Source organism: Actinoplanes sp. NPDC051388 (genome assembly GCF_055586225.1).
In genome coordinates this window covers 71,430-97,022 of record NZ_JBVJIP010000023.1, presented here as the reverse complement: position 1 = coordinate 97,022, position 25,593 = coordinate 71,430, and the positions used below count along the sequence as shown (strand labels likewise).

Here is a 25,593-nt window from a genome sequence, read left to right as displayed (position 1 = left end):
TAGGAAGACCGTAGCACGTCTCGCTATCACGGCTATGGGTTAGGCGTATCATTGATTCATGGCCACCTTCACACCCGGCTCCGAGGACGCCCTGCGCGCCGCGATGATCGACGCGGCAGAGCGCCTGCTCGCCGCGTCCCCCGATCACGACGTCGCCACCCGCGCCGTCTGCGAGGCGGTCGGCGTCACCCAGCCGGTGCTCTATCGCCTGTTCGGGGACAAGCGCGGGCTGCTCGACGCGCTGGCCGACGAGGGGTTGCGGCGCTATGCGAGACAGAAGGCCGACCTGGCGGTCACCGACGACCCGGTCGCCGACCTGCGCGCGGGCTGGGACGACCACACCGCGTTCGCGCTGGCCAACCCGGCGCTCTACCGGCTGATGTTCGCGCCCCGCGAGAAGTCCCACTCGGTCGCCCGGGAGACCATCTTCGGCCTGCTGGTGGACGTGCTGACCCGGGTTTCCGCGGCCGGCGCGCTGGTGGTGGCGCCGCGGCAGGCCGCCCAGATGATCCTGGCGTCGAACATCGGGTTCGCGCTCGGCGTGATGGCCGAGCCGAAGCTCTTCGACGACCCCGGCCTGTCGCACCGGATGCGCGAGGCGGTGTTCGCCTCGATCCTCACCGAGCCGGCTGAGCCGGCCGGTGCGGCCGGGGCGGCGGCACCGGTGGTGGCCGCGGCGCTGCGGCTGCGGTCGCAGCTGGCGGTCTCCGGCACCGGGGCGCTGGAGCCGGCCGAGGCCGCGCTGCTCGATCGCTGGCTGGAGCGGATGGCGGTTTCAGACGGGCGATAACGGGCATCCGATTCTTCCGGAGGGGAGACGTGATGACCGACGACCAGGCACTCGAACCACAGCAGGAACCACCCGGCACGACCGCGGCGATGCGCCGCAAGCCCGACCACGGCGAGGACTCCTACCGGGGTTCCGGACGGCTGACCGGCAAACGCGCGGTGATCACCGGCGGCGACAGCGGCATCGGCCGCGCGGTGGCGATCGCGTTCGCCCGCGAGGGCGCCGACGTGCTGATCTCCTACCTCGACGAGGACGAGGACGCCCGGGACACCGCCGCCCTGGTCGAGAAGGAGGGCCGCAAGGCGGTGCTCGCGCCGGGCGATCTCGCCGACCGGGCCCGCTGCGAGGCGCTGATCGACACCGCGGTGGAGACCCTCGGCGGCATCGACGTGCTGGTCAACAACGCCGCCTTCCAGATGTCGCACGACACCCTCGAGGAGATCAGCGACGAGGAGTGGCAGCACACCTTCGACCTCAACATCACCGCGATGTTCCGGCTGGTCAAGGCCGCGCTGCCGCATCTGGCCGAGGGCGCGTCGATCATCAACACCAGCTCGGTCAACTACGACATGCCACGACCGACACTTCTTCCGTACGCGACCACGAAGGGCGCCATCGCCAACTTCACCGCGGGGCTGGCGCAGATGCTCGGCCCCCGTGGCATCCGGGTGAACGCGGTCGCGCCCGGCCCGATCTGGACGCCGCTGATCCCGTCGACGATGCCGCCCGAGCAGGTCGAGGAGTTCGGCAAGAACACGCCGCTCGGCCGGGCCGGCGAGCCGAAGGAGGTCGCCCCGGCCTACGTGCTGCTCGCCTCCGACGAGGCCAGCTTCATCTCCGGCGCGCTCATCCCGGTGACCGGCGGCAAGCCGATCCTCTGAGCCCGGTGCCAGGCGTCGCGGTCGACCTGATCGTGTTCGGCCGCGGCGTGCTGGCCGTCCCGGACGGCTTCGCGCTGACCCCGGCGAGCGTCGCCCGGGTCGAGGCGGCGGTGGACTATGTGGCGCGGCACGAGCCGGAGTTCCGGACGGCTCGGCCGCGGCCACGGATCGTCTTCACCGGCGGCTGGGCGGGCACGTCGGACGCGGACCCGCCGGTCGGGCAGCGCGAGGGCGACCTGATGCTGCGGATGGCCGCCGACGCGGGACTGGCCCGGTGGGCGGAGCTGCGCACCGAGACCCGTTCGCGCAGCACGCTGGAAAATCTGGTGCACACCGCCGAGGACGGGCTGCTGACCGATCGGCGCCCGCTCGGGCTGGTGTCGCACTCCTGGCACCTGCCGCGGGTCCGTTATCTGGCCGGCAAGGTGCTCGGGCTGCGCGGGCCGGCACTGCTCGACATCCCGGTGACCGGGTTCTCCGCGGCCGGCGTCCTGCTGCACCTGGCGACCCGGCTGGGCGGCCTGGGCACCCGTGACCCGGCTCGGCTGCTGCGCCGGGAACGCCGGGTCCGGGCTTCCCTGCGACGGCTGCGGGGTATAGCTGCGGCATGCCCCCGATGATCGTGCTCGCCGCCGTGTATCAGCCCGGCCCGCAACTGACCAAGTCCGTGAACGAGCTTCTGCAGGTCACGCCGCCGGACACGACGGTGATCATCGTGGACGACGGGAGCGGTCCCGCGTACCGGAAAGCCTTTGACGAAGTGGAGGGGCTGGGCTGCACCCTGCTGCGGCAGGCGACGAATCGCGGCAAGGGCGCGGCGCTCAAGGTCGGTCTGCGGCAGGTCAGCGAGCAGCTCCCCGGGCAGGACGTCGTCTGCGCCGACCCGGACGGGCAGCACAAGCCCGACGATGTGGTGCTGGTCGCCGATCGGCTGCGCGACACCGGCCGGATCGTGCTGGGGGTGCGGCGCTTCGAGGGCGACGTGCCGCTGCGCAGCCGGGTCGGCAACACGATCACCTGCGACCTGTTCCGGGCGGCGACCGGCCGGGCGATCCGCGACACCCAGACCGGGCTGCGCGGCTTCCCGGCTGCCCTGGTGCCGTGGCTGGCGCGGGTGCCCGGCGAGCGCTACGACTACGAGATGAACGTGCTGCTCCGGGCGGCCGCGCGGGGCCTGCCGATCGAACAGGTCGACATCGAGACGGAGTATCTGAACGACAATGAGTCGTCCCACTTCGGCTCGATCGTCGACTCGGTGCGGATCTACCGCCCGCTGGTCCGGCGCGCCCTGCTCTCGTTGCTGGCCGGCCCGGTCAGGACCTGAGCTGCTGGATCTTGTCCTTCAACAGCGTGGTGGCGATGGCGGCCTTGTTCGGCTGACCGCCAGGATCGCCACCTTGCCGCCCGCGTTGAGCAGGTCGGCGGCCCTGCGCAGGTCGGCGTCAGCCGTCCGGACGGCCGACGCCAGATAGATGGGCGCGGTCGCCGGCGGGCGCACCGGCGCGACGGTCTGATAGGGGTCCTGACCGACCGGCGCCACCTGCACGTCGTTCGGGAAGGTCTCGAATCACTCAGCGGGAGAGAGCCTTCTCCAGCTCGGCCTTGCTCATCGCGGACCGGCCCTTGATGTTGCGCTGCCGGGCCTCGTTGTAGAGCTGCTCCTTGGTGCGGCCCTGCGCGCCGGTGTGTGAGCGCTTTCCGCCGCGGTGTCCGGACGAGACGTCCTTGACCGAGCTGCGGCTGGCGGTGCGGGACTCGCCCGAGCGGGCGCGCTCCTTGTTGACGGTGCGCGCGGCGATCTCCGTCGCCCGCTTCTTCGGCACGCCGCGCTTCTCCGCGCTGTCCTTGATGTGCTCGTACTGACGTTCCCGCTTGGGACTGGACCCGGCCGGCATGGCGACCTCCTCGAAAAATCGGCTACCAGCCGGTTTTACCCAGTCCGCGCGGTCTCTATCGCACCTCGTGCCTTCGCTAGCGGGACAGCTCCTCGCGGACGATCGCGGCGAACCGGTCCACATCGGCCTCGGTGGTGTCCCAGGCGGTCATCCAGCGCACCTGGCCGGCCGCCCGGTCCCAGTCGTAGAACCGGACCCGCTTGCGGATGCGGTCGGCGGCGTCGTTCGCCAGCACCGCGAACACCCCGTTTACCTGGGTCTCGTGGGCGAAGGAGAGGCCGGGGATCCCGTCCAGGGCCGCGCGCAGGCGGGCCGCCATCGCGTTCGCGTGGGCGGCGGTGCGCAGGCCCAGGCCGTCCTCGAAGAGTGCGAGCAGCTGCGCGCTGCTGAATCGCATCTTGCTGGGCAGCTGCATGCTGAGTTTGCGCAGGTAGATCAATCCGTCCACGCGAGCCGGGTCGAGCGCGACCACCGCCTCGGCGCCGAGCAGGCCGTTCTTGGTGCCGCCGAAGCTCAGGACGTCCACCCCGGCATCAGTGGTGAACGCCCGCAACGGCACGTCGAGGGCGGCGGCCGCGTTCCAGATGCGCGCGCCGTCCAGGTGCAGCGCCATGCCGCGTTCGTGCGCGAAGTCGGCGATCGCCCGGATCTCGTCGGGGGTGTAGAGGGTGCCGAGCTCGGTGGACTGGGTGATGCTCACCGCGAGCGGCTGGGCGCGGTGCTCGTCGCCCCAGCCCCAGGCCTCGGTCGCGATCAGTTCCGGGGTCAGCTTGCCGTCCGGGGCCGGCACCGGCAGCAGCTTCAGGCCGCTGACCCGCTCGGGCGCGCCCGCCTCGTCCGTGTGAATGTGCGAGGTGCGGGCCGCGACGACGGCACCCCAGCGCGGCAGCAGCGAGGTCAGCGCGACGACGTTGGCGCCGGTGCCGTTGAACACCGGGAACACCTCGGCGCTCGCCCCCAGTTGGTCGCGCAGCACCGCGCCGAGCCGGGCCGTATACGCGTCCTCACCATAGGAGACCTGGTGGCCGCCGTTCGCCGCGGCGATCGCGTCGAGCACCTCGGGCAGCACACCGGCGTAGTTGTCGCTGGCGAAGGTGCGGTGGTCGGGGTCGTGGAGGGAAGTGAAGGTCACCCGGGTGATCCTCGCAGAGCGGTTGGAGTCCTTCGCCTAAACTCCGTCCGATGGTGAGGTTCCGGTGAGCAGGGAAGCGTGGGCGGTCGTCTCGCTGCGGATCGAGTCCGCCACGCTGAGCGTCGCGGAGATCGAGCGACGGCTGGACAAGCCCAGCAACGCCAAGTCGTCCGACTACTGGTCGGCCGACCTGTCCGCGGACGACGGCACGATGCTGGACGACGAGATCCGGATCGCGAAGGGCTGGCTCCAGCAGCGGTCGGCGATCCTGCTGGAGATGACCGACGCCGACATCTGCCTGCACATCGGCTGGACGCCGCGCGACCCGCAGGACGGCATCATCATGGACCGGGAGCTGATCGCGCTGCTGCAGTCGCTGAACGGTTACGTGCTGCTGGACACCTATCTGGGCTGACGCTCACCGCGACTCGTAGGACTGCACCAGGCAGAACTCATGTCCCTCGGGATCGGCCATGACGAGCACGACGCCCTCGGGGTAGTCGTGCCGCTGCCCGGTCCACCGGCCGCCCAGCGTGGTGACCTGCGCGGCGCCGCGGGTGATGTCGTCGACGGTGATGTCCAGGTGCAGGCGCACCTTGCCGGACCGCGGCTCCGGAACCGGCTGGAAGGTGAGCGCGGGTCCGCCGCCCGGGGGCAGCACCCGCCGCCACCCGGGCAGCGGCTCGGTCACCTCGCCGCCGAGCAGGCCGGACCAGAAGGCGGCCAGCGCCTCCGGGTCCGAGCAGTCGATCGTGACGGCGGACAGGCGGGCCCCGCTCGGTGCATCCACGCCACCGACCCTAGTGCCCGCCCTCCGCCACCTCGGCGAGCTGCTTGGTCACCGCGCCCCAGCCGTCCGCGAAGCCGAGCTCCTCGTGCCTGGCGCGGGCCGCCGGATCGCCGTGCCGGACGACCGCGCGGTAGGCCGTGCCGTCCGGGTGGTCGGCCAGGATGATCTCGGCGGTCATCGCGACCGGGGCCGGGTCGGTCGGCCGCCAGCTGCTGTCGATCGTGTTGGTGAACACGATCCGCTCGAGCTCGTCGACGACCAGGAAGGCCGCGTCCAGGTGTGGCACGAACTCCACCCCGTCCTCGCTCATCCGGGTCACCAGCGCGCCGCCGGGCCGCACCTCCAGGCGCTCGACGCGGCACAGCATGGGCGCCGGCAGCCACCACTTCTCGAACTTGGCCGGCTCGGTCCACGCGCTCCACACGGCGGCGCGGGGCGCCCGGATCACGCGCTCGACGGTCAGGTCCAGGTCGGGGTTCACGATGGGTCCTCCAGGGAGTCGGTGACGAACTGCTCGAGTCGATCGGTGCGCTCCGCCCAGATGCGGCGCTGCTCGGCCAGCCAGTCGTCGACCACCGCGAGGCGGTCGCGGTCGAGCACGCAGGTGCGCACCCGGCCGGCCTTGGCGGTCCGGATCAGGCCGGTGGACTCGAGCGTCCGCACATGCTTGAGGAACGAGGGCAGCGTCATCGGGAACTCGCGCGCGAGATCGCCGACGCTCGTCGGCCCGCGCCCGAGACGCCGGATGATCCCGCGCCGGGTCGGGTCGGCGAGGGCGACGAACACGCCGTCGAGCTGCGCCGAATACTTAGCCATGAGGCAAAGCATTGCGTACGCGAACAGTTAGCGCAAGGGCTAAGTGTTACTCGACCGTCTTCCAGGCGGCCTGGTCCGCCAGGTCGGTGATGCGCAGCGCGCGCATGATGTGCCGGACGTCCGACATGGTCAGGCCCTTGCCGACCTTCTGGAACTCGGCGAAGTAGTCCTTGGTGATGGTCATCGTGCAGTAGCCGGCGCTGTCGTTGCAGCGCACCTCGTCGTCCACCGGCTTGTTGTTGTTGTTGTTCGGCGTGCCGTGGTAGATCTTCAGGCTGCCTGCTGGCGGCCGCGATCGTTGCCGGAGGTGGAAATGAGACCTGCATGGACTCAGCCCTCCAGGCGGGGTTGTGCTGCGAGGATGCGTCGCGCTGATTCTGGCTTGCGGATCTTGAACCGTGCGATCGGTTTGGTGGTGGCGCGGGCGACTTCGGTGAGCAGGTCGTCGCCGTGGTAGATCCGCCAGGTGGTGTCGCCGGTTTCGACGGTGACGGTGCGTCCGGCGTGGACCATGCCGACGTGGATGCGTTGCCCGGCGATTGCGAGGGCGCCGCGGCTGCTGATCCGGCGCTCCACCCGTAGTGGGTCGGCGGGTGGTTGGGGTGGCGGGCCTGCGGGCCGGGCGTCGCGGAGGCGGGCCAGCTCGGTTGGGGTGAGCGGGTTAGGCAGTTCGTTCTGCCAGGGTTGGAGCGACGGTCACGGCCCGTCGGCGGCGGTCAGCCCTTCACCGCACCGGCCGTGAGCCCTTCGGTCAGGAACCGCTGCCCCAGTGCGTACATGACGACCACAGGGATGCTGACGAGTAGCGACGCCGCGGCAAGCTGTCCCTGCGGAACGACGTCGCCGGCGATCATCGACTGCATTCCCACGGGGAGCGTCTTGTACTCGTCCTTCGTGATGAACACGAACGCGAAGAGGAACTCGTTCCAGGCATTGGTCAGGGTGAACAGCGCGACCGCCAGCAGCCCCGGCTTGGCGAGAGGCAACATCACCCGGCCGAACGCCTGGAGCCGGGTGCAGCCGTCGACCAGCGCGGCCTCCTCCAGCTCGACCGGGATCGACGAGAAATACCCCACCAGCAGCCAGGTGGCGAACGGAAGCGTGAAGGTCGGGTACGTCACCACCAGCGACCACAGCGAGTCGGTGAGCCGCACGCCGATGAGCATCTGGTACAGCGGGATGAAGAGCAGCGCACCCGGCATCACGTACGTGAGCAGCACCGTGACCGTGAAACCCTGCGCCCCCCGGAACCGCAACCGGGCCAGCGCGTAGCCCGCCAGGGCGGCGCAGACCAGGGCCACGGCGGTGGATGCCGCGGACACCAGCAGCGTGTTGAGGTACCAGCGGCCGAACGGCTGATTGGCGAAGAGCGCGCCGAACTGCTCCAGGGTCCAGGGCGTCGGCCACAGGTCGCGGTCGCGCGTGACGACCTGGCCCTCGGTCTTGAAGGCCGTGACCGCGATCCAGTACAGCGGACCCAGCACGAAGGCCAGAAGGCCGGCCAGGGCGACGCCGGATCCGAGCCTCGATACCAGTGACGACATCCGGCCGCCGCCGCGGGACTTCAGCGCCGAGACGCCCCGGCCGACCGCCGCCACGATCAGCAGCATCACCCCGAGGACCACTGCCGCCTTCCAGAAGATCTGTGGCGATGCCCAGGCCAGCAGGCCGGTGACCACCGCGGCGACGACCCACGGCAGCGCCTTGCGCGCCGGTGCGGCCCACCGTGCCGTCTCGATCCACCGCGCGGCCCGGGTCCGCCCGAGCGGCCTCACGCCGGAGTCCTGGCGCAGCAGCCGGACCAGGAAGAACACCAGCACGCCGATGATCGGCAACATGACCAGAGTGACCGCGGCTCCCGCGCCGTACTGAAGCTGCAGGATCGCCTTCGAGTACGCGACAAGCACGTACGGCGCGGTCACATCGCCGGGACCACCCTGCGTAAGCAACCAGATGAGGTCGAAGTTGTTGAACGTCCAGATCGACGACAGGGTCACCGTCACGGTAATCACGTGGCGCAGTCCGGGCAGCGTCACGTTGGCGAAACGCTGCCACGACGAGGCGCCGTCGATGGTCGCCGCCTCGTACAGGTCGGCCGGGATGGCCTTCAGCCCGGCGAGGAAACAGACGGTGAAGAACGGCACCCCCTTCCAGACGTTGACCATGATCACCGACGGCATGGCCAGTGACGGATCGGACAGCCAGCCCGCGGGCCAGCTGTCGACCAGGTGCAGGTCGACCAGCAGCGGCCCGATCCCCGACTTCGTGAGCAGCATGTTGACGCTGCCGAAGATCGGGTCGAGCAGTGAGCGCCAGCTGAACGCGGTCACCACCGTCGGCACCACCCACGGCATCAGCAGCAGCCCCGTCAGCAGGGCTCGCCCCGAGCGCCGGTGGTGCAGCAGCAGGGCCGCGGCCAGCCCCAGCACCACCTTGAACACCTCGGCGTACGCGGTGAACACGAACGAGTTCACCACTCCGGTGTGGAACTGCTCGTCGCCGGCGAGCGCGAGGTAGTTGTCCAGTCCGACGAAGACGCTGTCCTGACCGTGCCGTTCCGTGGTGCTGGTGACGATCGACCGGCCGATCGGCACGAGGACCAGACCGCCGACCAGCACGGCCATGGGCGCGAGGAACAGCGTCGACAGCCGCCAGTCGCGACCCAGCCGCCGCTGGGTCGTGGTGAGAGAGCCCGGCCCTGGCGGCGACGACTTCCCCGGAGCCGGCGCGGTCCAGACCGATCTCACTGAGGCAGCCCCTGCTGGCTGAAGATCTGCTTCATCTTCGCGTGAGCGGCCGTCACGGCTTGCGCGGGCGCGGCTCCCTGAACGACCTGCTGCATCATGTCGGTGAGCACGTACGCCGCGCCGACGGCCTGCTGGCCGGCGCTGGCCTTCTGCGGGAAGGTCAAGCCGTTCTTGGTGGACAGTGGCAGCTTCAGCTCAGTGATCTTGCGGAGCATGGGGAATGCCGGGTCGCCGCTGGTGAAGAACGGGTCGGCGTCCCAGACCTTCTCCCAGGCGGGCATCACCAGGCCGGGCGCCTCCTTCGCCACCCCGAGCAGCGCCGGCGCGCTGACCAGGTACTGCGCCAGCAGCTTGGCGAGGTCAGGGTTCTTGGCGCCCTTGAAGACGACGAAACCCTGAGACTGACCGAGCAGCAGGGGCGCGTCGGTCGCCGGCCCGGTGCAGTCGGAGAAGACGTGGGTGTTGGCGTGCACCGGGTTCTTCTTGGTCCGGGAGTCCGCGTACACGCTGAACTGATTGCGGGTGTAGCCGAGGACCCCGGCCAGCCAGTTCTCGTTGTTGCTGGTGTCGGTCCAGCTGGCCACTCCGGGCGGCAGCATCGGCCGGTACTTGGGGTTGGTGTAGATGTCGCCCAGGAAGGTCACCGCCTGCACCGTTTCCGGGGAGTCGAACGTGACCTTCCTGCCGTCGTTGGAGGCGATCGCTCCGCCATAGGCGTTGATGAGTGCCTCGATCATGCCGTTGCCGTCGCCGGACCGGTTGACCGTCATGCCCCAGCCGTACCGGCGCTTGCCCGGATCGGAGATCGCCAGGCACAGGTCGCGCAGCTCCTCCCAGGTGTAGGCGTCCTTGGGAGAGATGCCCTTGTCCTGCATCCAGTCCTTGCGCAGGAACGAGCCGATCCCGATGAAGTGGTAGGGGATCGCGTACCACTTGCCGTCGAAGACGCAGTAGTTCTTGGCCTCCGCGGAGGGCTCGCCGTACTTGGCCGTCAGCGCCTCGACGACGTCCGTCACGTCCGTCAGGTCACCCAGCGCCTGGAACTGCGCGACGAACCGCGAGTCCGTCATGAACGCCAGGTCACGCGCGACGCCGCCCTTGACTTCAGCGTCGATCTTGGCCACCACGTCACCGGCGTCGGCCTGGACCAGACTGTTCTCGATCTTCGTCCCGGTGGCGTCGGCGAACTTCTTGATCGACCTGTCGAGTGCGTCGTTCGCCGCCGCCGAGTACAGCTTCTGCGACAGCACCCCCATCGACGTGCCCTTCATCGCCGCCGCGGCGTCGACCAGTTCCTTCGGTACCTCCGCCTGCACCCCGCCGGGCGACTCGGACTCGCCCCCGCACGCGGCCAGACCAGCCGCGCCGAGCACCCCCACGCCCATCCCCAGGAAGTTCCGCCGGGACCACGACGTCTCGTTCTTCATGGACATTCGCCTCCGTCGTCTCGCTCAACGCCGCACGCCGAAGGGCATGTGCGGGGTTTTCCGGGGGCGACCGCGAGCGCGCCGCTCTCCGGTCACGGTTCGGTTAGACTCGTGGTTCTCACCGTTCGAAATCTCGAATTGTGTTCGATATGTCGTCACAGGTGGACGCGACGCTAGACGACACGTCGAGAGGTGTCAATGTTTCTGACAGGTAAAAGGGCGAGTCCGGTACGCCGGCTATCGAGCCTGGATCGGACAGCCCATTCGGGCCGACAGCGTGGCCGCGCCGTCCCGAACCAGCCGCGTCCACTCGACCTGTGCTTGCGCGGTCCAGCGAATGATCGGCGCGGAGAGGCTCATCGAGGCGACCGTGGCGCCGGAGTGGTCCCGGACGGCCGCGGCCACGCATCGCATGGCAGCGTCGGACTCGCCGATGTCGACCGCGACGCCCGCCGTCCGAACACCGTCGAGCTCGGCCCGCAGACGATCCGGGTCGACGATGCTGTTCGGCGTCATCCCCCGCAAGGCACCCTTCTCCAGCACGGCGTCCAGGCCGCCCGGTTCGAGTTCCGACAGCAGAACCTTGCCGACCGCCGTGCAGTGGGCCGGCAGGCGCCGCCCGACGGCGGAGACCATCCGGACGGGGTGGGTGCTGTCGACCTTGACGAGATAGATGACATCGGCGCCGTCGAGCACGGCCACGTGGACCGCCTCGTCGCACGCGGCGGCCACGTCCCGCGCGACGGTCTCCGCCTCGCGGACCAGATCGAGCCGGCCTGCGAATGCCGCGCCGAGCTGGAAGAGGGGCATGCCGAGCCGGTACCGCACCGGCTGGCCCGGGACGGAGGTGAGGTACGAGCGGGCCTCGAGCGTGACCAGCAGTTCGTGGACGGTGGTCCGGGGCAGGTCGAGCCGCTCCATCACCTCGCGGGCCGACAGCTCAGGACGGTCCAGGAACAACTCGAGGACGTCGAGTGCGCGGACGACCGCCGGTACCACACGGGGCATGTCGCTGGTCCCTTCCGATGCCGTCAACGGTCTTCACACGGATCGGCACCGGGATGAGGGTAACCGTGTCTTGACGGAGCTCGAAAACCAACATTCGCGTACTTCGACAGACCTAGGTGGGCCAAATGCCGATTTCCCTCCACCGCTTCAGTGCCGGCGACGGCTCGCGCTGGGCGGTGCGCCAGGACAACACCTGGGGCGAGCTCGGCGGCACTCTCGCCGATCTGCTCGCCCTGCCACTCGACCAGGCGCGAGCGATGGTCGAGGCCACCACCCGGAAGACCGGCGACATGCCGGGCGGGTCAGCGCTGGCTCCCATCGACCGGCAGGAGGTGTGGGCGGCCGGTGTGACCTACCTCCGCAGCCGCGACGGGCGGAAGGAGGAGTCCGGCCACGCCGCGCTCTACGACCATGTCTACGACAGTGATCGCCCCGAGCTCTTCTTCAAGGCCAGTCCGTGGCGTGTCGTCGGCGACGGCGACGCCGTCGGGATCCGTGCCGACTCCGGCTGGGACGTACCCGAGGCCGAGATCGGCCTGGTGCTCAACTCGGCCGGGGAGGTGTTCGGCTACACCTTGGGCAACGACATGAGCAGCCGGTCGATCGAGGGCGAGAATCCGCTCTACCTGCCGCAGGCGAAGTTCTACGACCGCGCCTGTGCGCTGGGTCCGGCAATCGTGCCGAGCTGGGCGATCGACCCGGGTCCGTTCGCGATCGGGTTGCGGGTGCTGCGTGCGGGCGAGGTGACCTTCGCGGGTACGACCTCGACGTCGGCGATGGCCCGTGGCTTCGAGGACCTGGCCGGCTGGCTGTTCCGGGCGCTCAGCTTCCCGGCCGGGGTGGTGCTGCTCACCGGCACCGGCGTGGTGCCGGACGCCGACTTCACCACGCGACCCGGCGACACGATCGAGATAACGTGCGAGGCGCTCGGAACGCTGACCAACCCCGTCGTTGCGGTCGGCAACGCCACCGGAGGGAAGGACCAGGCATGACACTCCCTGTGTCAACCGCAGGCGGGCGCCGGACACCGCGTCCTCGGCGGCCTGCCAGTCGCCGCAGGTGACATAGGCGAGCGCCCGCAATGGTCCGAACCGGACCCGGACGAACTCCCGGAACCCCTCTTCGGCGTCGGCATCCACCAGGCCGCCTCCTCTCGTCGAGACCTAGAGGAGCGGGTGAGTCCGCCAGGTTGCATCGAGGTGGAGAAATTTCCAACCGGCTTCCACCCGACCGCCATCGTGCCGGGTCGAACACACCCGATAGATTTCGGGCTATGGGTGCGGGGGAGTCTCGGGTCGTCGTCGGCCGTTACCGCCTGGTGGCCCCGCTCGGGCGGGGCGGGATGGGTGCGGTCTGGCGCGCGCACGACTCGCTGCTCGGCCGGGACGTGGCGATCAAGGAGATCTGGCTGCCCAGCGCCGGGAACGGGCAGGTCGACCCCGAGGATCCGATGATCAGGCGGGCGTTGCGCGAGGCGCAGGCGGCGGCCCGGCTGCGGCACCCCGGCATCGTCACCGTGCACGACGTGGTCACCGACGAGGGCCGGCCGTGGATCGTGATGGAGCTGGTCAACGGGCAGACCCTGGCCGAGGCGATCCACGAGCACGGCCTGTTGTCCGAGCGGCGGACCGCGGAGATCGGGCTGCACGTGCTCGACGCCCTGCGGGCCGCGCACCGCGAGGGCATCGCCCATCGGGACGTGAAGCCCGCGAACATCCTGCTGGACACCGACCGGGTGGTGCTGACCGACTTCGGCATCGCCGCGGTCGACGACGCGACCGCGCTCACCGCCACCGGGCAGATGGTCGGGTCGCCGGCCTATCTGTCGCCGGAACGGATCAACGGGCAGCCCGCGACCGCCGCCGGCGACCTGTGGGCGCTGGGCGTGACGCTCTATGCGGCGGTGACCGGGAAGTCGCCGTTCCAGCGGGAGGACACGCAGACCACGTTCGCCGCGATCCTGCACAGCCGGCCGGTGGTGCCGGCGCACGCGGGGCGGCTCTGGCCGGTGATCAAGGGACTGCTGGAGAAGGATCCCGAGCGCCGGCTGACCACCGAGCCGGCCCGGAAGCTGCTGGCGAACGTGGCCGGGACGGCCGAGCCGGAGGCGCCGGACACGGACCGGCGCCGGCGCTGGTGGCCCGCGTCGGCCCGGCGGCCGGGGTCGGCGCGCGAGGACATGACGGGCACCCTGGCGGCGCCGTCACCGACGATCGCCGCGCCCACCTCGGTGCAGGAGCAGCAGGGCAAGCGCACGCCCGCACCGCGGCTGCCCCTGAAAGAAGTGCCGGCCACGGAAGCTGCGACTACGGAAGCTGCGGCCACGGAAGCTGCGGCCACGGAAGCTGCGGCCACGGAAGCTGCGGCCACGGAAGCTGCTGAGACGGTGGCCGCGGAAACCGTGGCCGGCGAGCCGGAGACCGTCGACGTTGTCACGGTCCCCAGAGCACCACTTCCGGTGAGCACGCGGCTCGCGCCGCCGCGTACCGGTCGGAAGAGGACCGCGTGGCTTGCCTCGCTCGCCGTGGCCGGGTTGCTCCTGGCCGGCGGCATTCTGCGGATCGCCTGGCCGGATGCCGATGGCGAGAGTGCCGCGCCCGGCCCGGCCACGCCCTCCTCCGGTGCGAAGCCGGCCGCCGTCGTGGGCGCCTCGGTCAAGCCGTCGGCCTCGGCCACCAAGTGGGCCAACCCGTCGCTGGATCCCTGCCTGGTGGGCTCGTGGAAGATGACCTCGATGCAGGTCATCAATCACTTCGAGGGGGTGGACTCGCGGTTCACCGGCAGCGTGGCCGCCTCGCTGCGGATCTGGCCGGACGGCAAGGGGGTGGAAGACTACAACAACTCCACGCCGCTGACCGCGACCATCAAGGGCGCGAAATACGCGGAGACGTTGCGCGGCAAGGAAACCCTGCACGTGGAGACACGCGGCGGGAAGGTCTTCGGCAGCCAGTACAACGGCAACCGGACCATCAAGATCACCCGCAACGGCAAGGTGGTGTTCCGGAACTCGAACGTGATCACGCCGTCCGACAACCTGCCCTACATCTGCACCGAGGACCGGCTCACCACCTATGGCAACGAAGACGTCTCCACGCAGAGCTTCAAGCGGCTGAGCCACACACCCTGAAAACGGTGACTCAGCCCGCCGCCCGCTTGACCAGATCGGCGATCCGCGCCTCGTCCTCCGCGGTCAGCTTCGTCAGGGCGAAGGCGGTCGGCCACATGGCGCCGTCGTCGAGGTCCGCGACGTCGTTGAAGCCGAGGGTCGCATATCGGGTGTCGAACTTCTTCGCGGCCTGGAAGAAGCAGAGGACCTTGCCGTCCTTGGCCCAGGCCGGCATGCCGTAGTAGGTCTTCGACGTGAGGCCGGGCGCGTTCTCCTTGACGATCGCGTGGATCCGCTCGGCCAGTGCGCGATCGTCGTCCGGCATCTCGGCGATCTTCGCGAGCAGGTCGGCTTCGCCGTCCACCTTCTTCTTGCCGCGTGCCGGCTTCAACTCCGCGGCGCGCTCCTTCATCGCGGCGCGCTCCTCGGCCGAGAACCCCTCGTACTTCTTCTCATCCGTCATGTCTCCCAGGCTAGATAGCCGCTGAGCTGGGAGCTTCTCGAAACCTGACCAGTTGGTTGCCCGCCTGGGTGGACGAGCAAAGTCGAGTTATGTAGAGTTTCGCGCATGCCGCGGATCCCGCACACCTCGCCACAGACGTTGCGCCTGTTCGCCGCCCTGATCGCCGACCCGCAGCGCTGGCGTTACGGCTATGACCTGAGCAAGGAGACGACGCTGGCGTCCGGCACGCTCTATCCGATCCTGATGCGGCTCAGCGAGCAGCAGTTGCTCGAGACTCGGTGGGAGCCGTCGGAGGAGCCGGGCCGGCCACCACGGCACGTCTATCGGCTGAGCGCCGACGGGGCCGCGCTGGCCGAGCAGCGCCTGGCCGCACAGGCCGCGCCCGCGCGGGCGCGCACCCGGCGCACCGGTCCGACCCGCATCGTGGACGGCATCGCGTGATCCCCGCTGCGCGGGAATCGTTGGTGCGCAAGGCTTCCCGGCTGGTGCTGACGGCGGCGGTGCGGGGGCGCCGCCGCCGGGGCCACGACTGGGGCGAGGCGGTGCTGGCCGAGTTCGGCGACACCCGGGGTGACTGGGATGCGGTGCGCTGGGCCGCCGGCGGGTTGCGCGCGGTCTGGCACGCGCGCCGCGCGCGGGTCCGGCTGCTCCCGCGGCACGTGCGGATCAGCCGTCGCGCCGCCCTGATCGCCGTGATCGCGCCGGCCGCCGGGCTCGGCGTCAACCGTTATGTGATGACCGTCGGCTTCATGGCCAGCGGCAGCATGCAACCGACTCTGAACATCGGCGACCGCTTCCTGATGGACCGGGTGAGCTACCGGTTCACCGGGCTGCGGCACGGCGACGTCGTCGAGTTCGGCACGTCCAGCGCGAGCCGCGGCACCGGCAACCTCGATTCCACCACCAGCAGGTCGCCGAACGTTGCGATCAGGTGATCCGGCTCGCGGACGGCCGCATCACTGAGACTGGGCCAGCACGTCCTCGGCGGTGAGGCGGCCACGGTCGCCGGTCGCCACGCGCGCGCCGGCCGCCGCCGCTGCCGGGTCCGGTGGGCGGCGCCAGTGCCAGCCGGTCACCGCCTGGTAGGCGGCCACGACCGACAGCAGGCGGTCCTCCGCATAGGGCTCGCCGCCGAGGATCGTGCCGATCGGCACCCCCGCCGCGGTGAAGCCGATCGGGAAGCCGATCTCCGGCAGGCCGAGGATGTCGAACGGCACCGGCCCGGTCTGCAGCACCACTTCGCAGTGGCCGAAGATCTGGTCCAGCACTCGATCGAGCAGCAGGACCTTGGCCCGCTGGCCGGTGAGGAACTCGTTCGCGCCGAGCAGGGCGCCCTGCAGCCAGCCGGTCACCGAGACACCGAATCCGCGCAGGTCGTCGCGCAGATAGGGCATGAACGGCTCACTGCGTTCGGGCAGCCGCACGTTGTTGAACGCGCCGCCGGTCAGCAGCTCCCACTCGTCGGGCAGCGTGACGTCGACCAGCTGCACGCCCTCGATGGCGTCCATGGTGGACAGGAAGGCCTGTTGTGCCGCGCCGGTGGCATAGCCGGGCGGAACGCCGATGCGGGTGTGCCATCGGGCCCGCACCTTGCCGCGGGAGTCGCGGACCGGCGTGGCGGCCTCGACCAGGTTCGGCACCCGGGGCAGCCCCTGCGTACGCGGGTCGGCCGGATCCTCGCCGGCCATCGCGGTCAGCATGATCGCCGCGTCCTTGGCGTCCCGGGCGAGCGGGCCGGGGTGGTCCCGCGTGTAGCTCAGCGGGATGATGCCGGCCAGCGACACCCGGCCCATGGTGGGCTTGAGTCCGGTCAGGTTCTGCGCATTCGAGGGCGCGGTGATCGACCCGCCGGTCTGCGTGCCGGTGCCCGAGGTCGCCATCCGTCCGGCCACCGACGTCGCCGTGCCGGTCGACGAGCCGCCCGGATCGGTCGCCGGGTCGGCCGGTGTCCACGCGTTGACCGTCGTGATGCGACCGTCCGGGGTGGTCGCCCGGGTGGTCGCCAGCGGTCCCATCTGGGTCTTGCCGAGCACGATCGCGCCGTTCGTCTTGAGCCGCGCCACCGGCGTCGCGTCGTGCGGCGGCACGAAGTCCTGGAACAGGAACGAGTTGGCGGTGGTCCGCACGCCCGCGGTCCAGTAGTTGTCCTTGATCGCGAGCGGGATGCCGTGCAGCGGCCCGATCTGCGGTTTGCGCCCGGCCACCCGCGCCGCGGCCCGCGCGTCCTCGGCCAGGACGGTGTTGAAGGCCTGGTAGACGCCGTCGAACGAGCCGATCCGGGCCAGGAAGGCGTCGACCAGCTCGAGCGGGGTGAGCCGGCCGGCCCGGATCATCCAGGCGGCCTCGGCCAGGGTCAGCTCGGTGGGGTCGGCCATCGCCTCGGGGCGCGGCCGCACATAGGCGTTGCCGCCGAATCGGGCCGGGCCACCCGCCCAGGCGGCGGTGGCGGGCAGGGCGGCCGTGCCGGCGGCGGCCGCGGCGGCGACGGCGGCGGTGCGGGCCAGGAACACCCGCCGGTTCAGGGCGGTCACTTCCGCCACTCCGTGCTGATCGACGGGTAGAGCAGCGGCGCCGGGTCGCCGGCCGGGCGGTACGCCGCGAGGGTGCTCACGCTGCCGCGCACGAACGAGCGCAGCGAGGCGAGCACGGAGTCCCGGCCGGGGGAGCCGGTCACCGGGTCGGGGGTGCTGCCGGACGGCAGTTGATCGAGGTCGATGCCGAGTGATGCGAGCCGAGCTCTGATCATGATGTCGAGCTCGGCGTCCGTGGGCGGGGTGGGAGCCATGGTCGTAACTCTTGGAGCCCACTGTGTCGCCGCTGTGTCGATCCGGTCACGATCTTCTGCCCCTGAACTGTATGCAGTTAGCAAAAAGTTGCATACAGTTTGGCGATGAACACCGACGACATGGTCCGCGAGCTGTGGGACCGGCAGCAGATCAGCGACGTGATGCTGCGCTTCGGGCGCGGCCTCGATGTGCACGACTGGCAGCTCTACGCGGACACCCTCACCGACCCGTTCGACGTCGACTTCTTCGACCTGACCGGGCAGCCCCCGGCGACGACCACGCCCGCGGTGTGGGCCGAGTTCGCCAGCGCCTGCCTGCAGAAGCTCACCGTCATGCACCAGTATTCGAACTTCCACATCAACCTGCACGGCGACGAGGCGGACGGGATCTTCTACCACATCTCCCGGCACCGCCTCCCCAACCGGCACGGCGACGACCACTACACCCAGTACGGCTGGTACGAGAACTCGTTCCGGCGTACCGAAGGGGGTTGGAAGATCAGCAAGCTGAAGCACACGTTCCAGTGGTGCGACGGCAACCCGACCCTGATCGACGTCAACGACCCGGAGTGGCAGAAGGCCGCGGCGGCCGTCTTCGGGAGCCCCTCGTGAGCACCCACCACACCGCCCGGCTGAACGGCGTCAAGCAGCACTACGTGGTGGCCGGCAGCGGCCCGGCGGTCCTGCTGCTGCACGGCTGGCCGCAGACCTGGTACGAGTGGCGCCACGTGATCGAGCAGCTGGCCGGCGACTTCACCGTGATCGCGCCGGACCTGCGCGGCTTCGGCTACTCCGGCAAACCGGCCGCCGGCTACGACGCGGAGACCTACGCCGCCGATCTGGAGGCCCTGGCCGACCACCTGGATCTGCGCGACGTCACGGTGGTGGGCCACGACTGGGGCGCGGTGTTCGGCTACGTCTTCGCCGCCGCGCATCCCGAGCGGGTGTCCGCGCTCGGCATCGTCGAGATGGCGCTGCCCGGGCTGGGCCTGATGGAACAGGCGATGGCGCCGGTGGCCGGCGGCAACTTCCTCTGGCACATGGGCTTCCAGTCCGTGCCCGATCTGCCGGAGCTGCTGATCGCCGGCAAGGAGCGCCCCTACCTGCGCTGGTTCTTCCAGCACTTCGCCTATGACCCGAGCGCGGTCACCGAGGCGGACCTGGACGAGTATGTCGCGGCGATCACCCAGACCGGCGCGCTGCGCGCGGGCCTCGCGGTCTATCAGGACTTCTTCCGCTCGGCGGAGCAGGTCAAGGCCCGATCCGCCACGCCCCTGACCATTCCGGTACGCGGGTACGGCGGCGACGCGTGCCTCGGCGGCCTGACGCTGGCCACGGCCCAGGCGATCGCACCCGCGGCGGACGGCGGCGTGATCGAGCACTGTGGACACTGGGCGGCCGAGGAGCGCCCCGAGTTCGTCACCGAGCTGATTCGCGACCTGGCCAAACGCTGACGTGGACGGCAGGTGTGGCCGCCCGGAGGTTGCGCTTCGGCCCGGTTTGGATAAATGATCACGGTCTCCCCACTTTTCTTCGAGGAGGGAACCTCCGTGCGCAAGTTGCGAACCAAGGCCATCGTGTCGGTGGCCGGTGCCTCCCTTCTGCTGGCCGCGGCGGCCTGTGGGTCGCCGTCGGCGCCTCCCGCGCAGGACACCGGCGCCGCCGCCGGCTCGTCCGCCACCGCGACCTCGGTCGCCGACTTCGGCGGCATGGACAAACTCGTCGAAGCGGCCAAAAAGGAAGGCACGCTCAACGTCATCGCGCTGCCGCCGGACTGGGCCAACTACGGTGAGATCATCAAGGCGTTCGAGACGAAGTACGGCCTGAAGGTCGACTCGGCCCAGCCGGACGCGAACAGTCAGGACGAGATCAACGCGGCCACCCAGCTCAAGGGGCAGGACCGCGCGCCGGACGTGTTCGACCTCGGCGCCAACGTGGCGATCGCCAACACGGCCATCTTCGCGCCCTACAAGGTGACCGCGTTCAACGACATCCCGGCCAACCTCAAGGAGCCCACCGGCCTGTGGGCCAGTGACTACACCGGCTACATGTCGATCGGGTACGACGCGGCGAAGGTCCCCGCCCCGGTCACCGTGCAGGACCTGCTGAAGCCCGAGTTCAAGGGCAAGGTGGCGCTGAACGGCAACCCGACCGAGGCGTCGGCCGGCTTCCACGGCGTGATGATGACCTCGCTCGGCAACGGCGGATCGGCCGACGACATCAGCAAGGGCGTCGACTTCTTCAAGAAGCTGAAGGCCGCGGGCAACCTGTTGCCGGTCGACCCGACCCCGGCCACCATCGCGTCCGGACAGACCCCCGTCGTGATCGACTGGGACTACCTGAACGTCGCGCAGACCGCCGCGCTCAAGGGCAAGGTCGACTGGAAGGTGGTCGTGCCGCAGAACGCGGTGGTCGGCGCCTATTACATCCAGGCGATCAACAAGGACGCGCCGCACCCGGCCGCGGCCCGGCTCTGGCAGGAGTTCCTCTATTCGCCCGAGGGCCAGAACCTCTGGCTGAAGGGCTTCGCCCGGCCGGTGCTGCTGGACGTGATGACCAAGAACGGCACGGTCGACGCGGCCGCCGCGGCGGCGCTGCCGGCCACCACCGGTGAGGCGGTCGTGCTCACCCAGGACCAGCTCAAGACGGTCCAGGACTACCTCAAGGCGAACTGGCAGCAGGCAGTTGGCTAGGAGACTTCTGCGGTACGCCGGAACGCTCCCGTTCCTCCTGTTCGTCGCCGTCTTTCTGCTGTGGCCGACGTACATCGTGGTGACGGGGGCGTTCCAGGACGCCGGCGGCCGGCCCAGCATGGAGAACATCCGCACGGTCACCGGCGGCCGGGCCTATCTGGACGCGTTCGTCCGGTCGATCGAGCTGTCCATCGTGACCGCGCTGCTCGGCGCGGTGCTGGGCGCGCTGCTCGCCTGGGCGGTGACCGAGAGCAAGCCGGACAGCGTGCTGCGGCGCACGGTGGTCGCGGCCAGCGGCGTGCTCGCCCAGTTCGGCGGCGTCATGCTGGCCTTCGCGTTCCTCGCCACCTTCGGCTTCAACGGGTTCGTCACCCTGTTGCTGCAGGACTGGTTCGGCGTCGACCCCCAGGCGGGCGGCTCCTGGATCTACGGGTTCGCCGGGCTCGCGGTGGTCTACACGTACTTCCAGATCCCATTGATGCTGATCGTCTTCCTGCCCGCGATGGAGGGCCTCAAGCCGCAGTGGCGCGAGGCCTCGGACAGCCTCGGCGGGTCGAGCTGGGCGTATTGGCGCCACGTCGGCGGCCCGATTCTCGCGCCGAGCTTCATCGGTGCCACGCTGCTGCTGTTCGCCAACGCCTTCTCGGCGTACGCGACCGCGGCCGCCCTGATCAGCCAGGGCAGCCCGCTCGTCCCGTTGCAGATCCGCGCGGCCGTGACCAGCGAGATCGTGCTCGGCCAGGCGAACGTGGGCAAGGCCCTGGCGCTCGGGATGATCATCGTGGTGGCGATCGTGATGGCGCTCTACGCGCTGCTGCAGCGAAGGACCGCGCGATGGCTCCGGTGAACCGCGCACGCCTGATCACCAGGTGGCTGGTGCTGATCGTGATCGGCGTCTACCTGCTGCTGCCACTGCTGGCGATGGTCGAGTTCAGCACCCGCGGCGCCGGCGACACCCGCACCGGCGAGGCGTGGGCGGCGATCGGCACCGACGACGACCTGGTCGCGTCCATCCTCACCTCGGTCGAGCTGGCGCTGCTCACCGTCGTCGGCATGCTGCTCCTGCTGGTGCCGACGATGACCTGGGTGCATCTGCGGGTGCCCCGGATGCGGCGGGTGATCGAGTTCATCTGCCTGCTGCCGCTGACCATTCCGGCGATCGTGCTGGTGGTCGGGGTGGCGCCGATCTACGCCTGGGTGACGTACCTGCTGGGCGACTCGCCGCTGACCCTGACGTTCGTCTACATCGTGCTGGTGCTGCCGTTCGCCTACCGCGCGATCGACGCCGGCCTGGCCGCGATCGACGTGGTCACGCTGGCCGAGGCCGCGCGCAGCCTGGGCTCGTCGTGGACCCAGGTGCTCCTGCGGATCGTCGTGCCGAACATCCGTGGCGCGGTCATCTCGGCGTCGGTGGTGTCGGTCGCGCTGGTGCTCGGCGAGTTCACCATCGCGTCGCTGCTCAACTTCGACACCCTGCAGGTGGTCATCAACCTGCTCGGCAAGCGCAACGCCGCGGTGGCCGTAGCGGTCTCGGTCGCGGCGCTGCTGTTCGCGTTCGTATTGCTGCTCGGCCTCGCGTACGTGGCGCCCCGGCGCCGTTCCGCGAAAGCCACCGACGTTATCGCCCCAGTAGGGAGGCCGACGCCGTGACCGGGGTCGAAGTGCGGCTGGAAGATCTGCGCCGCTCATATGGGAACGTGCACGCCCTGGACGGACTCACGCTCGAGCTCAGCCCGGGTGAGCTGGTGGCCCTGCTCGGGCCGTCGGGCTGCGGCAAGACCACCGCGCTGCGGGCGCTGGCCGGTCTCGAACAGCTGGACCAGGGAAAGATCATCGTCGGCGGCAAGGACATCACCGGGGTCAGCGCGCACCGGCGCAACATGGGCATGGTCTTCCAGGCGTACAGCCTGTTCCCGAACATGACCGCCGCCCAGAACGTCGAATACGGCCTGCTGCTGCGCAAGACCAGCGCCGCCGCGCGGCGTGAGCGGGCCGGTGAGCTGCTGGAACTGGTCGGGCTCGGCAGCCACGCCGAGCGCTATCCGCAGCAGCTCTCCGGCGGCCAGCAGCAGCGCGTCGCCCTGGCCCGGGCGCTGGCCATCGCGCCGCAGGTGCTGCTGCTCGACGAGCCGCTGTCCGCGCTCGACGCCAAGGTGCGCAGCCAGCTCCGCGACGAGATCCGCCGGGTGCAGCGCGAGGTCGGCACCACCACGCTGTTCGTCACCCACGATCAGGAAGAGGCGCTCGCGATGGCCGACCGGGTCGGCGTGATGTCGGCCGGGCAGTTGCAGCAGATCGCGCCGCCGGCCGAGCTCTACGAGCGCCCGCGCACCGCCTTCGTGGCCGAATTCGTCGGGCTCACCAACCGGCTGCCGGGCACCGCCGCGGGCGATCGCGTGGACGTGCTGGGCGCCGGCGTGCCGCTGCTGCCCGGGTCACCCGGCAGCGGCCCGGTCACGGTGCTGGTCCGCCCGGAGTCGGTGCTCGTCACCCCGGAGGAGGACGGCAACGGCCGGGTGGTGGCGGCGACCTTCCTCGGCTCGCTGTGCCGGGTGGAGGCCGACCTGGACGACGGCACCCGGGTCCTGGCCCAGGTGGGCAGCTCCGAGGTGAGCCGGCTGGGCCCGGGCACCCGGGTGCGGGTGGGCGTGCGGCCGTCACCCGTACTGGCATTGCCCGGCTGATCGGCCGGGGCCGCTCGGTCCTACCATTCGCCCCATCACGATCACGGCGCTGATCACGGTGGACGGTGCGGACGACGCCCTGGCCCTGAGCGAGTGGCGGCGAACAGCACGATCGCGGCGCCCATGCCGAGCAGCAGCAACCGGATCCGCCGGCGTTCGTCCTGCGAGGTGCGCCGATAGCGCAGAGCCAGCAGGCCGACGCCGATCACCACGCAGCCGAGGAAGGCCTTGTCCAGGGCGCCGACCACCGGGCCGGCCGCGTCCAGGGCCGCCGAGGCAGACCGAGGCCAGGAAGGCGGTGCCGGTCAGCAGGAACCAGGTGCCGAACATGCGATCCGGCCGGCGCAGCGCGGCGAAGAGCCCGGCGGCCCAGAACGGCTCGGGTCCCACCACGACCCAGACCGCCATGCCGGGGTCGCCGGCCGCCAGCGCGCCGCACCCCGGGGCCGTGCGTCGGCGGGTCGCCTGGGCGGCCACCCCGTTCGCGTCGCTTTTCGTGGTGCTGTCGCTGGCCTGCGCCCTGCCCCTGCGGCAAGGGCGTAGGCTGAGGGCGTCGCTCGAGTCCCCGGCGGCGTGAGCTTTCCGCCACCCAGGGGTCGAGCGCGCCTAATCTGAGGAAATCCGATGACACCCAGCACCGTGAAGAAGTCCGACGTCGTTGCCGAGCTGCGCTTCCGGCAGCGGCACGCCCGAGCGGAGTGGGCCGACAAGACCCTGCCCGACGAGATCGACACCGTGAAGAACGCCTCGCTGCTGCAGATGCTCGGCATTGATCCAGATGCGGTGAAGGTCTCCGGGGACTGATCAACACATTGACAGACGTCGAAGCTTGACGGGCTCTGATGTTATCGCTAACACTCTTCTGGCACGTTTCGGAAACCCGACCGCAACGGTCGGGCTGTGAGCGTTCACATCTGCCTGCTCGGAAAAGCGAAGGGCGCCGCCATGTCATTCCCCCGACGAATCCTGTCCCTGCTCAGCGCCGTGCTGATCACCGTGACCGCAGCCGTTGTGGTGTCGCCGTCCCCCGCGTCGGCAGCCAACTCCGCCTATGTCTTCGCCTACTTCACCGAGACCCCGTCCCAGACCGGCGCCGACTACGGCCTGCACCTCGCGGTCAGCGCCGACGGCCTGAACTGGTCGCCGCTCAACCAGAACAACCCGGTCGCCGTCCCCACGGCCGGGACCGGTGGGCTGCGCGACCCGTACGTGTTCCGCAAGCAGGACGGCACCTTCGTGGTGCTGGCCACCGACCTCAAGGGCACCGACTTCGGCCTGCAGAACCAGTACCTGCACGTCTGGGACTCGACCGACCTGACCAGCTTCACCGGCTACCGCCGCATCCGGATGCACGGGCTGGCCACGCACACCTGGGCGCCGACCGCGTTCTGGGACGCCGCCCGCGGGCAGTACGGCATCGTCTACTCGGCGAACAACGGCACCGACGTGTTCATGGTCAACTACACCTCGGACTTTCGCACGGTCAGCACGAACCAGGTGTATTTCAGCCCCGGGTTCGGGGTGCTGGACGGCGACATCGTGGTCGACGGCTCGACCTTCTACCTCTACTACAAGAACCTCAACGACGGCCTGCTCTACGGCGCGCGTTCGGCCACCGGCGCGGCGAACAGCTACAGCACCTACACCAGCGGGCTGCGCCAGGGGAACGCGATCGAGGCGCCGCTGCTGATCAGGAACAACGACGGCGCCGGGTGGCGGCTCTGGGGTGACTCGTTCAGCCCGGTGAACAACGACTACTACGCCTGGTCCACCTCGAACGTCGGGGCGAACGCATGGACCGCGCTGAACCAGCGGGCCTTCACGCCGCCGCTGAACGCCAAGCACGGCTCGATCGCCGGCATCACCTCGGCCGAGCACTCCGCGCTGGTCAACCGCTGGGGGCTGCCGGCCTGGACGCGGCTGAAGTCGTCGAACCTGCCGGATCGGTTCGTGCGGCACGCGGACTATGCGGCCCGGGTGGACACCTATCCATTCGACCCCTATCAGGATCAGCTCTGGCGGATGGTGCCCGGCCTGGCCGACTCCGCCGGGGTGTCGTTCCAGTCGGTGAACTTCCCGGACCGCTATCTGCGGCACTCCAACTACGCGATGCGGCTGGACGCGAGCGACGGCACCGCGACGTTCCGTGGCGACGCGACGTTCTATCGGACCGCGGGCCTGGCCGACTCCGCGTGGTCATCCTTCCGGTCGTACAACTTTCCGGACCGCTACCTGCGTCATTACGAATACGTGCTGCGTATCGACCCGTTGAGCTCGTCATCGAGCGCGACGGATCGGCAGGACGCCACCTTCCGAGTTACCCCCTAGAAGCGGGCTCCGTATCCTGCACGTCAGCGATGCGCGCGCATCGCTGAC

33 protein-coding genes are annotated in these 25,593 nt (G+C 70.0%); 18 read left to right on the top strand and 15 right to left on the bottom strand.

Annotated features, from left to right (window positions below):
• Window positions 1–58: 58 nt before the first annotated feature.
• The 4 genes from ACZ6TI_RS41135 to ACZ6TI_RS41120 are packed head-to-tail and all read left to right on the top strand — an operon-like array spanning window position 59 to window position 2,995.
• Window positions 59–790: a TetR/AcrR family transcriptional regulator gene (locus ACZ6TI_RS41135; RefSeq protein ID WP_465350700.1), complete on the top strand. Its 732-nt coding sequence runs from the start codon at window positions 59–61 to the stop codon at window positions 788–790.
• A 32-nt stretch (window positions 791–822) separates the two neighbouring features.
• Window positions 823–1,671, top strand: coding sequence for a glucose 1-dehydrogenase (locus ACZ6TI_RS41130; RefSeq protein WP_465350699.1), 849 nt, complete (start codon window positions 823–825; stop codon window positions 1,669–1,671).
• Between the two features lie 5 nt (window positions 1,672–1,676).
• The gene (locus ACZ6TI_RS41125; RefSeq protein WP_465350698.1) at window positions 1,677–2,291 is read left to right on the top strand and encodes a YdcF family protein; all 615 of its coding nucleotides are present in this window, start codon (window positions 1,677–1,679) and stop codon (window positions 2,289–2,291) included.
• Window positions 2,279–2,995, top strand: a complete 717-nt coding sequence (locus ACZ6TI_RS41120) for a glycosyltransferase family 2 protein (protein WP_465350697.1) — start codon at window positions 2,279–2,281, stop codon at window positions 2,993–2,995. The genes ACZ6TI_RS41125 and ACZ6TI_RS41120 overlap by 13 nt, the downstream gene beginning before the upstream one ends.
• Window positions 2,996–3,013: 18 nt before the next feature.
• On the opposite strand, the gene ACZ6TI_RS41115 is transcribed toward ACZ6TI_RS41120, so the two are convergent.
• From ACZ6TI_RS41115 to ACZ6TI_RS41105, 3 genes are all read right to left on the bottom strand, one after another.
• Window positions 3,014–3,211, bottom strand: coding sequence for a hypothetical protein (locus ACZ6TI_RS41115; protein ID WP_465350696.1), 198 nt, complete (start codon window positions 3,209–3,211; stop codon window positions 3,014–3,016).
• 31 nt (window positions 3,212–3,242) lie between these two features.
• Entirely contained in the window at window positions 3,243–3,566 is a 324-nt protein-coding gene (locus ACZ6TI_RS41110; protein ID WP_465350695.1) for a plasmid stabilization protein, read from the bottom strand.
• A 76-nt stretch (window positions 3,567–3,642) separates the two neighbouring features.
• Entirely contained in the window at window positions 3,643–4,698 is a 1,056-nt protein-coding gene (locus tag ACZ6TI_RS41105; protein ID WP_465350694.1) for a threonine aldolase family protein, read from the bottom strand.
• Window positions 4,699–4,762: 64 nt separating this feature from the next.
• Here ACZ6TI_RS41105 and ACZ6TI_RS41100 point away from each other — a divergent pair, with 64 nt between their 5' ends.
• Complete coding sequence (locus ACZ6TI_RS41100; RefSeq protein ID WP_465350693.1) at window positions 4,763–5,113, top strand: hypothetical protein; 351 nt, start codon at window positions 4,763–4,765, stop codon at window positions 5,111–5,113.
• Window positions 5,114–5,116: 3 nt separating this feature from the next.
• On the opposite strand, the gene ACZ6TI_RS41095 is transcribed toward ACZ6TI_RS41100, so the two are convergent.
• The 8 genes from ACZ6TI_RS41095 to ACZ6TI_RS41060 form a co-directional block, all read right to left on the bottom strand.
• Window positions 5,117–5,488 (bottom strand): VOC family protein, encoded by a 372-nt coding sequence (locus ACZ6TI_RS41095; protein ID WP_465350692.1) that lies wholly within the window; start codon window positions 5,486–5,488, stop codon window positions 5,117–5,119.
• Between the two features lie 10 nt (window positions 5,489–5,498).
• A complete protein-coding gene (locus ACZ6TI_RS41090) occupies window positions 5,499–5,969 on the bottom strand; it encodes an SRPBCC domain-containing protein (RefSeq protein ID WP_465350691.1) in 471 nt (156 codons plus the stop codon).
• A complete protein-coding gene (locus tag ACZ6TI_RS41085; RefSeq protein WP_465350690.1) occupies window positions 5,966–6,304 on the bottom strand; it encodes an ArsR/SmtB family transcription factor in 339 nt (112 codons plus the stop codon). Before ACZ6TI_RS41085 ends, ACZ6TI_RS41090 begins: the two co-directional genes overlap by 4 nt.
• Before the next feature lie 46 nt (window positions 6,305–6,350).
• Window positions 6,351–6,533, bottom strand: a complete 183-nt coding sequence (locus ACZ6TI_RS41080; RefSeq protein WP_465350689.1) for a hypothetical protein — start codon at window positions 6,531–6,533, stop codon at window positions 6,351–6,353.
• A gap of 101 nt (window positions 6,534–6,634) precedes the next feature.
• The gene (locus ACZ6TI_RS41075) at window positions 6,635–6,880 is read right to left on the bottom strand and encodes a hypothetical protein (RefSeq protein WP_465350688.1); all 246 of its coding nucleotides are present in this window, start codon (window positions 6,878–6,880) and stop codon (window positions 6,635–6,637) included.
• 140 nt (window positions 6,881–7,020) lie between these two features.
• A complete protein-coding gene (locus ACZ6TI_RS41070; protein WP_465350687.1) occupies window positions 7,021–9,051 on the bottom strand; it encodes an ABC transporter permease in 2,031 nt (676 codons plus the stop codon).
• On the bottom strand, window positions 9,048–10,478 hold the full coding sequence (locus ACZ6TI_RS41065) for an extracellular solute-binding protein (RefSeq protein ID WP_465350686.1): 1,431 nt from the start codon (window positions 10,476–10,478) through the stop codon (window positions 9,048–9,050). The genes ACZ6TI_RS41070 and ACZ6TI_RS41065 overlap by 4 nt, the downstream gene beginning before the upstream one ends.
• 237 nt (window positions 10,479–10,715) lie before the next feature.
• Window positions 10,716–11,486 (bottom strand): IclR family transcriptional regulator, encoded by a 771-nt coding sequence (locus ACZ6TI_RS41060; protein ID WP_465350685.1) that lies wholly within the window; start codon window positions 11,484–11,486, stop codon window positions 10,716–10,718.
• Window positions 11,487–11,611: 125 nt separating this feature from the next.
• Between ACZ6TI_RS41060 and ACZ6TI_RS41055 the strand changes: the two genes are divergently transcribed.
• Together ACZ6TI_RS41055 and ACZ6TI_RS41050 are read left to right on the top strand one after the other, a co-directional pair.
• Complete coding sequence (locus ACZ6TI_RS41055) at window positions 11,612–12,478, top strand: fumarylacetoacetate hydrolase family protein (RefSeq protein WP_465350684.1); 867 nt, start codon at window positions 11,612–11,614, stop codon at window positions 12,476–12,478.
• A 281-nt stretch (window positions 12,479–12,759) separates the two neighbouring features.
• Window positions 12,760–14,613, top strand: coding sequence for a serine/threonine-protein kinase (locus ACZ6TI_RS41050; protein WP_465350683.1), 1,854 nt, complete (start codon window positions 12,760–12,762; stop codon window positions 14,611–14,613).
• Between the two features lie 10 nt (window positions 14,614–14,623).
• On the opposite strand, the gene ACZ6TI_RS41045 is transcribed toward ACZ6TI_RS41050, so the two are convergent.
• The gene (locus tag ACZ6TI_RS41045) at window positions 14,624–15,055 is read right to left on the bottom strand and encodes an iron chaperone (protein WP_465350682.1); all 432 of its coding nucleotides are present in this window, start codon (window positions 15,053–15,055) and stop codon (window positions 14,624–14,626) included.
• Window positions 15,056–15,160: 105 nt separating this feature from the next.
• Between ACZ6TI_RS41045 and ACZ6TI_RS41040 the strand changes: the two genes are divergently transcribed.
• Together ACZ6TI_RS41040 and ACZ6TI_RS41035 are read left to right on the top strand one after the other, a co-directional pair.
• Complete coding sequence (locus ACZ6TI_RS41040) at window positions 15,161–15,496, top strand: PadR family transcriptional regulator (RefSeq protein WP_465350681.1); 336 nt, start codon at window positions 15,161–15,163, stop codon at window positions 15,494–15,496.
• Between the two features lie 23 nt (window positions 15,497–15,519).
• Window positions 15,520–15,990 (top strand): S26 family signal peptidase, encoded by a 471-nt coding sequence (locus ACZ6TI_RS41035; RefSeq protein ID WP_465350680.1) that lies wholly within the window; start codon window positions 15,520–15,522, stop codon window positions 15,988–15,990.
• A gap of 21 nt (window positions 15,991–16,011) precedes the next feature.
• On the opposite strand, the gene ACZ6TI_RS41030 is transcribed toward ACZ6TI_RS41035, so the two are convergent.
• Window positions 16,012–17,586, bottom strand: a complete 1,575-nt coding sequence (locus tag ACZ6TI_RS41030) for an amidase (protein ID WP_465350679.1) — start codon at window positions 17,584–17,586, stop codon at window positions 16,012–16,014.
• Window positions 17,583–17,840: a hypothetical protein gene (locus tag ACZ6TI_RS41025; protein ID WP_465350678.1), complete on the bottom strand. Its 258-nt coding sequence runs from the start codon at window positions 17,838–17,840 to the stop codon at window positions 17,583–17,585. Before ACZ6TI_RS41025 ends, ACZ6TI_RS41030 begins: the two co-directional genes overlap by 4 nt.
• Before the next feature lie 105 nt (window positions 17,841–17,945).
• On the opposite strand from ACZ6TI_RS41025, the gene ACZ6TI_RS41020 reads away from it, so the two are divergent.
• From ACZ6TI_RS41020 to ACZ6TI_RS40995, 6 genes are all read left to right on the top strand, one after another.
• Window positions 17,946–18,452, top strand: coding sequence for a nuclear transport factor 2 family protein (locus ACZ6TI_RS41020; RefSeq protein WP_465350677.1), 507 nt, complete (start codon window positions 17,946–17,948; stop codon window positions 18,450–18,452).
• A complete protein-coding gene (locus tag ACZ6TI_RS41015; protein ID WP_465350676.1) occupies window positions 18,449–19,294 on the top strand; it encodes an alpha/beta fold hydrolase in 846 nt (281 codons plus the stop codon). Before ACZ6TI_RS41020 ends, ACZ6TI_RS41015 begins: the two co-directional genes overlap by 4 nt.
• Before the next feature lie 96 nt (window positions 19,295–19,390).
• Window positions 19,391–20,533 (top strand): ABC transporter substrate-binding protein, encoded by a 1,143-nt coding sequence (locus ACZ6TI_RS41010; RefSeq protein ID WP_465350675.1) that lies wholly within the window; start codon window positions 19,391–19,393, stop codon window positions 20,531–20,533.
• Window positions 20,526–21,380 (top strand): ABC transporter permease, encoded by an 855-nt coding sequence (locus ACZ6TI_RS41005; protein WP_465350674.1) that lies wholly within the window; start codon window positions 20,526–20,528, stop codon window positions 21,378–21,380. The genes ACZ6TI_RS41010 and ACZ6TI_RS41005 overlap by 8 nt, the downstream gene beginning before the upstream one ends.
• On the top strand, window positions 21,368–22,183 hold the full coding sequence (locus tag ACZ6TI_RS41000) for an ABC transporter permease (RefSeq protein WP_465350673.1): 816 nt from the start codon (window positions 21,368–21,370) through the stop codon (window positions 22,181–22,183). Before ACZ6TI_RS41005 ends, ACZ6TI_RS41000 begins: the two co-directional genes overlap by 13 nt.
• On the top strand, window positions 22,180–23,217 hold the full coding sequence (locus ACZ6TI_RS40995) for an ABC transporter ATP-binding protein (protein WP_465350672.1): 1,038 nt from the start codon (window positions 22,180–22,182) through the stop codon (window positions 23,215–23,217). Before ACZ6TI_RS41000 ends, ACZ6TI_RS40995 begins: the two co-directional genes overlap by 4 nt.
• 53 nt (window positions 23,218–23,270) lie before the next feature.
• Here the strand turns inward: ACZ6TI_RS40995 and ACZ6TI_RS40990 are convergent, their stop codons facing one another.
• A complete protein-coding gene (locus ACZ6TI_RS40990) occupies window positions 23,271–23,465 on the bottom strand; it encodes a hypothetical protein (protein ID WP_465350671.1) in 195 nt (64 codons plus the stop codon).
• Between the two features lie 80 nt (window positions 23,466–23,545).
• Here ACZ6TI_RS40990 and ACZ6TI_RS40985 point away from each other — a divergent pair, with 80 nt between their 5' ends.
• The 3 genes from ACZ6TI_RS40985 (at window position 23,546) to ACZ6TI_RS40975 (ending at window position 25,545) form a co-directional block, all read left to right on the top strand.
• Window positions 23,546–23,794 carry a hypothetical protein gene (locus tag ACZ6TI_RS40985; protein WP_465350670.1) on the top strand — a complete coding sequence of 83 codons (249 nt, stop codon included), beginning with the start codon at window positions 23,546–23,548 and terminating at the stop codon, window positions 23,792–23,794.
• A 47-nt stretch (window positions 23,795–23,841) separates the two neighbouring features.
• Window positions 23,842–24,021, top strand: a complete 180-nt coding sequence (locus ACZ6TI_RS40980; protein ID WP_465350669.1) for a hypothetical protein — start codon at window positions 23,842–23,844, stop codon at window positions 24,019–24,021.
• A 141-nt stretch (window positions 24,022–24,162) separates the two neighbouring features.
• Entirely contained in the window at window positions 24,163–25,545 is a 1,383-nt protein-coding gene (locus ACZ6TI_RS40975) for a glycoside hydrolase family 43 protein (RefSeq protein WP_465350668.1), read from the top strand.
• Window positions 25,546–25,593 lie beyond the last annotated feature (48 nt).

Bases quoted from the DNA above. Each gene is read 5' to 3' on its own strand.
- ACZ6TI_RS41135 (WP_465350700.1), top strand. From the start codon at position 59: ATGGCCACCTTCACACCCGGCTCCGAGGACGCCCTGCGCGCCGCGATG.
- ACZ6TI_RS41130 (WP_465350699.1), top strand. From the start codon at position 823: ATGACCGACGACCAGGCACTCGAACCACAGCAGGAACCACCCGGCACG.
- ACZ6TI_RS41120 (WP_465350697.1), top strand. From the start codon at position 2,279: ATGCCCCCGATGATCGTGCTCGCCGCCGTGTATCAGCCCGGCCCGCAA.
- ACZ6TI_RS41110 (WP_465350695.1), bottom strand. From the start codon at position 3,566: ATGCCGGCCGGGTCCAGTCCCAAGCGGGAACGTCAGTACGAGCACATC.
- ACZ6TI_RS41085 (WP_465350690.1), bottom strand. From the start codon at position 6,304: ATGGCTAAGTATTCGGCGCAGCTCGACGGCGTGTTCGTCGCCCTCGCC.
- ACZ6TI_RS41065 (WP_465350686.1), bottom strand. From the start codon at position 10,478: ATGAAGAACGAGACGTCGTGGTCCCGGCGGAACTTCCTGGGGATGGGC.
- ACZ6TI_RS41060 (WP_465350685.1), bottom strand. From the start codon at position 11,486: ATGCCCCGTGTGGTACCGGCGGTCGTCCGCGCACTCGACGTCCTCGAG.
- ACZ6TI_RS41055 (WP_465350684.1), top strand. From the start codon at position 11,612: ATGCCGATTTCCCTCCACCGCTTCAGTGCCGGCGACGGCTCGCGCTGG.
- ACZ6TI_RS41050 (WP_465350683.1), top strand. From the start codon at position 12,760: ATGGGTGCGGGGGAGTCTCGGGTCGTCGTCGGCCGTTACCGCCTGGTG.
- ACZ6TI_RS41045 (WP_465350682.1), bottom strand. From the start codon at position 15,055: ATGACGGATGAGAAGAAGTACGAGGGGTTCTCGGCCGAGGAGCGCGCC.
- ACZ6TI_RS41040 (WP_465350681.1), top strand. From the start codon at position 15,161: ATGCCGCGGATCCCGCACACCTCGCCACAGACGTTGCGCCTGTTCGCC.
- ACZ6TI_RS41025 (WP_465350678.1), bottom strand. From the start codon at position 17,840: ATGGCTCCCACCCCGCCCACGGACGCCGAGCTCGACATCATGATCAGA.
- ACZ6TI_RS41020 (WP_465350677.1), top strand. From the start codon at position 17,946: ATGAACACCGACGACATGGTCCGCGAGCTGTGGGACCGGCAGCAGATC.
- ACZ6TI_RS41000 (WP_465350673.1), top strand. From the start codon at position 21,368: ATGGCTCCGGTGAACCGCGCACGCCTGATCACCAGGTGGCTGGTGCTG.
- ACZ6TI_RS40985 (WP_465350670.1), top strand. From the start codon at position 23,546: ATGCGATCCGGCCGGCGCAGCGCGGCGAAGAGCCCGGCGGCCCAGAAC.
- ACZ6TI_RS40980 (WP_465350669.1), top strand. From the start codon at position 23,842: ATGACACCCAGCACCGTGAAGAAGTCCGACGTCGTTGCCGAGCTGCGC.
- ACZ6TI_RS40975 (WP_465350668.1), top strand. From the start codon at position 24,163: ATGTCATTCCCCCGACGAATCCTGTCCCTGCTCAGCGCCGTGCTGATC.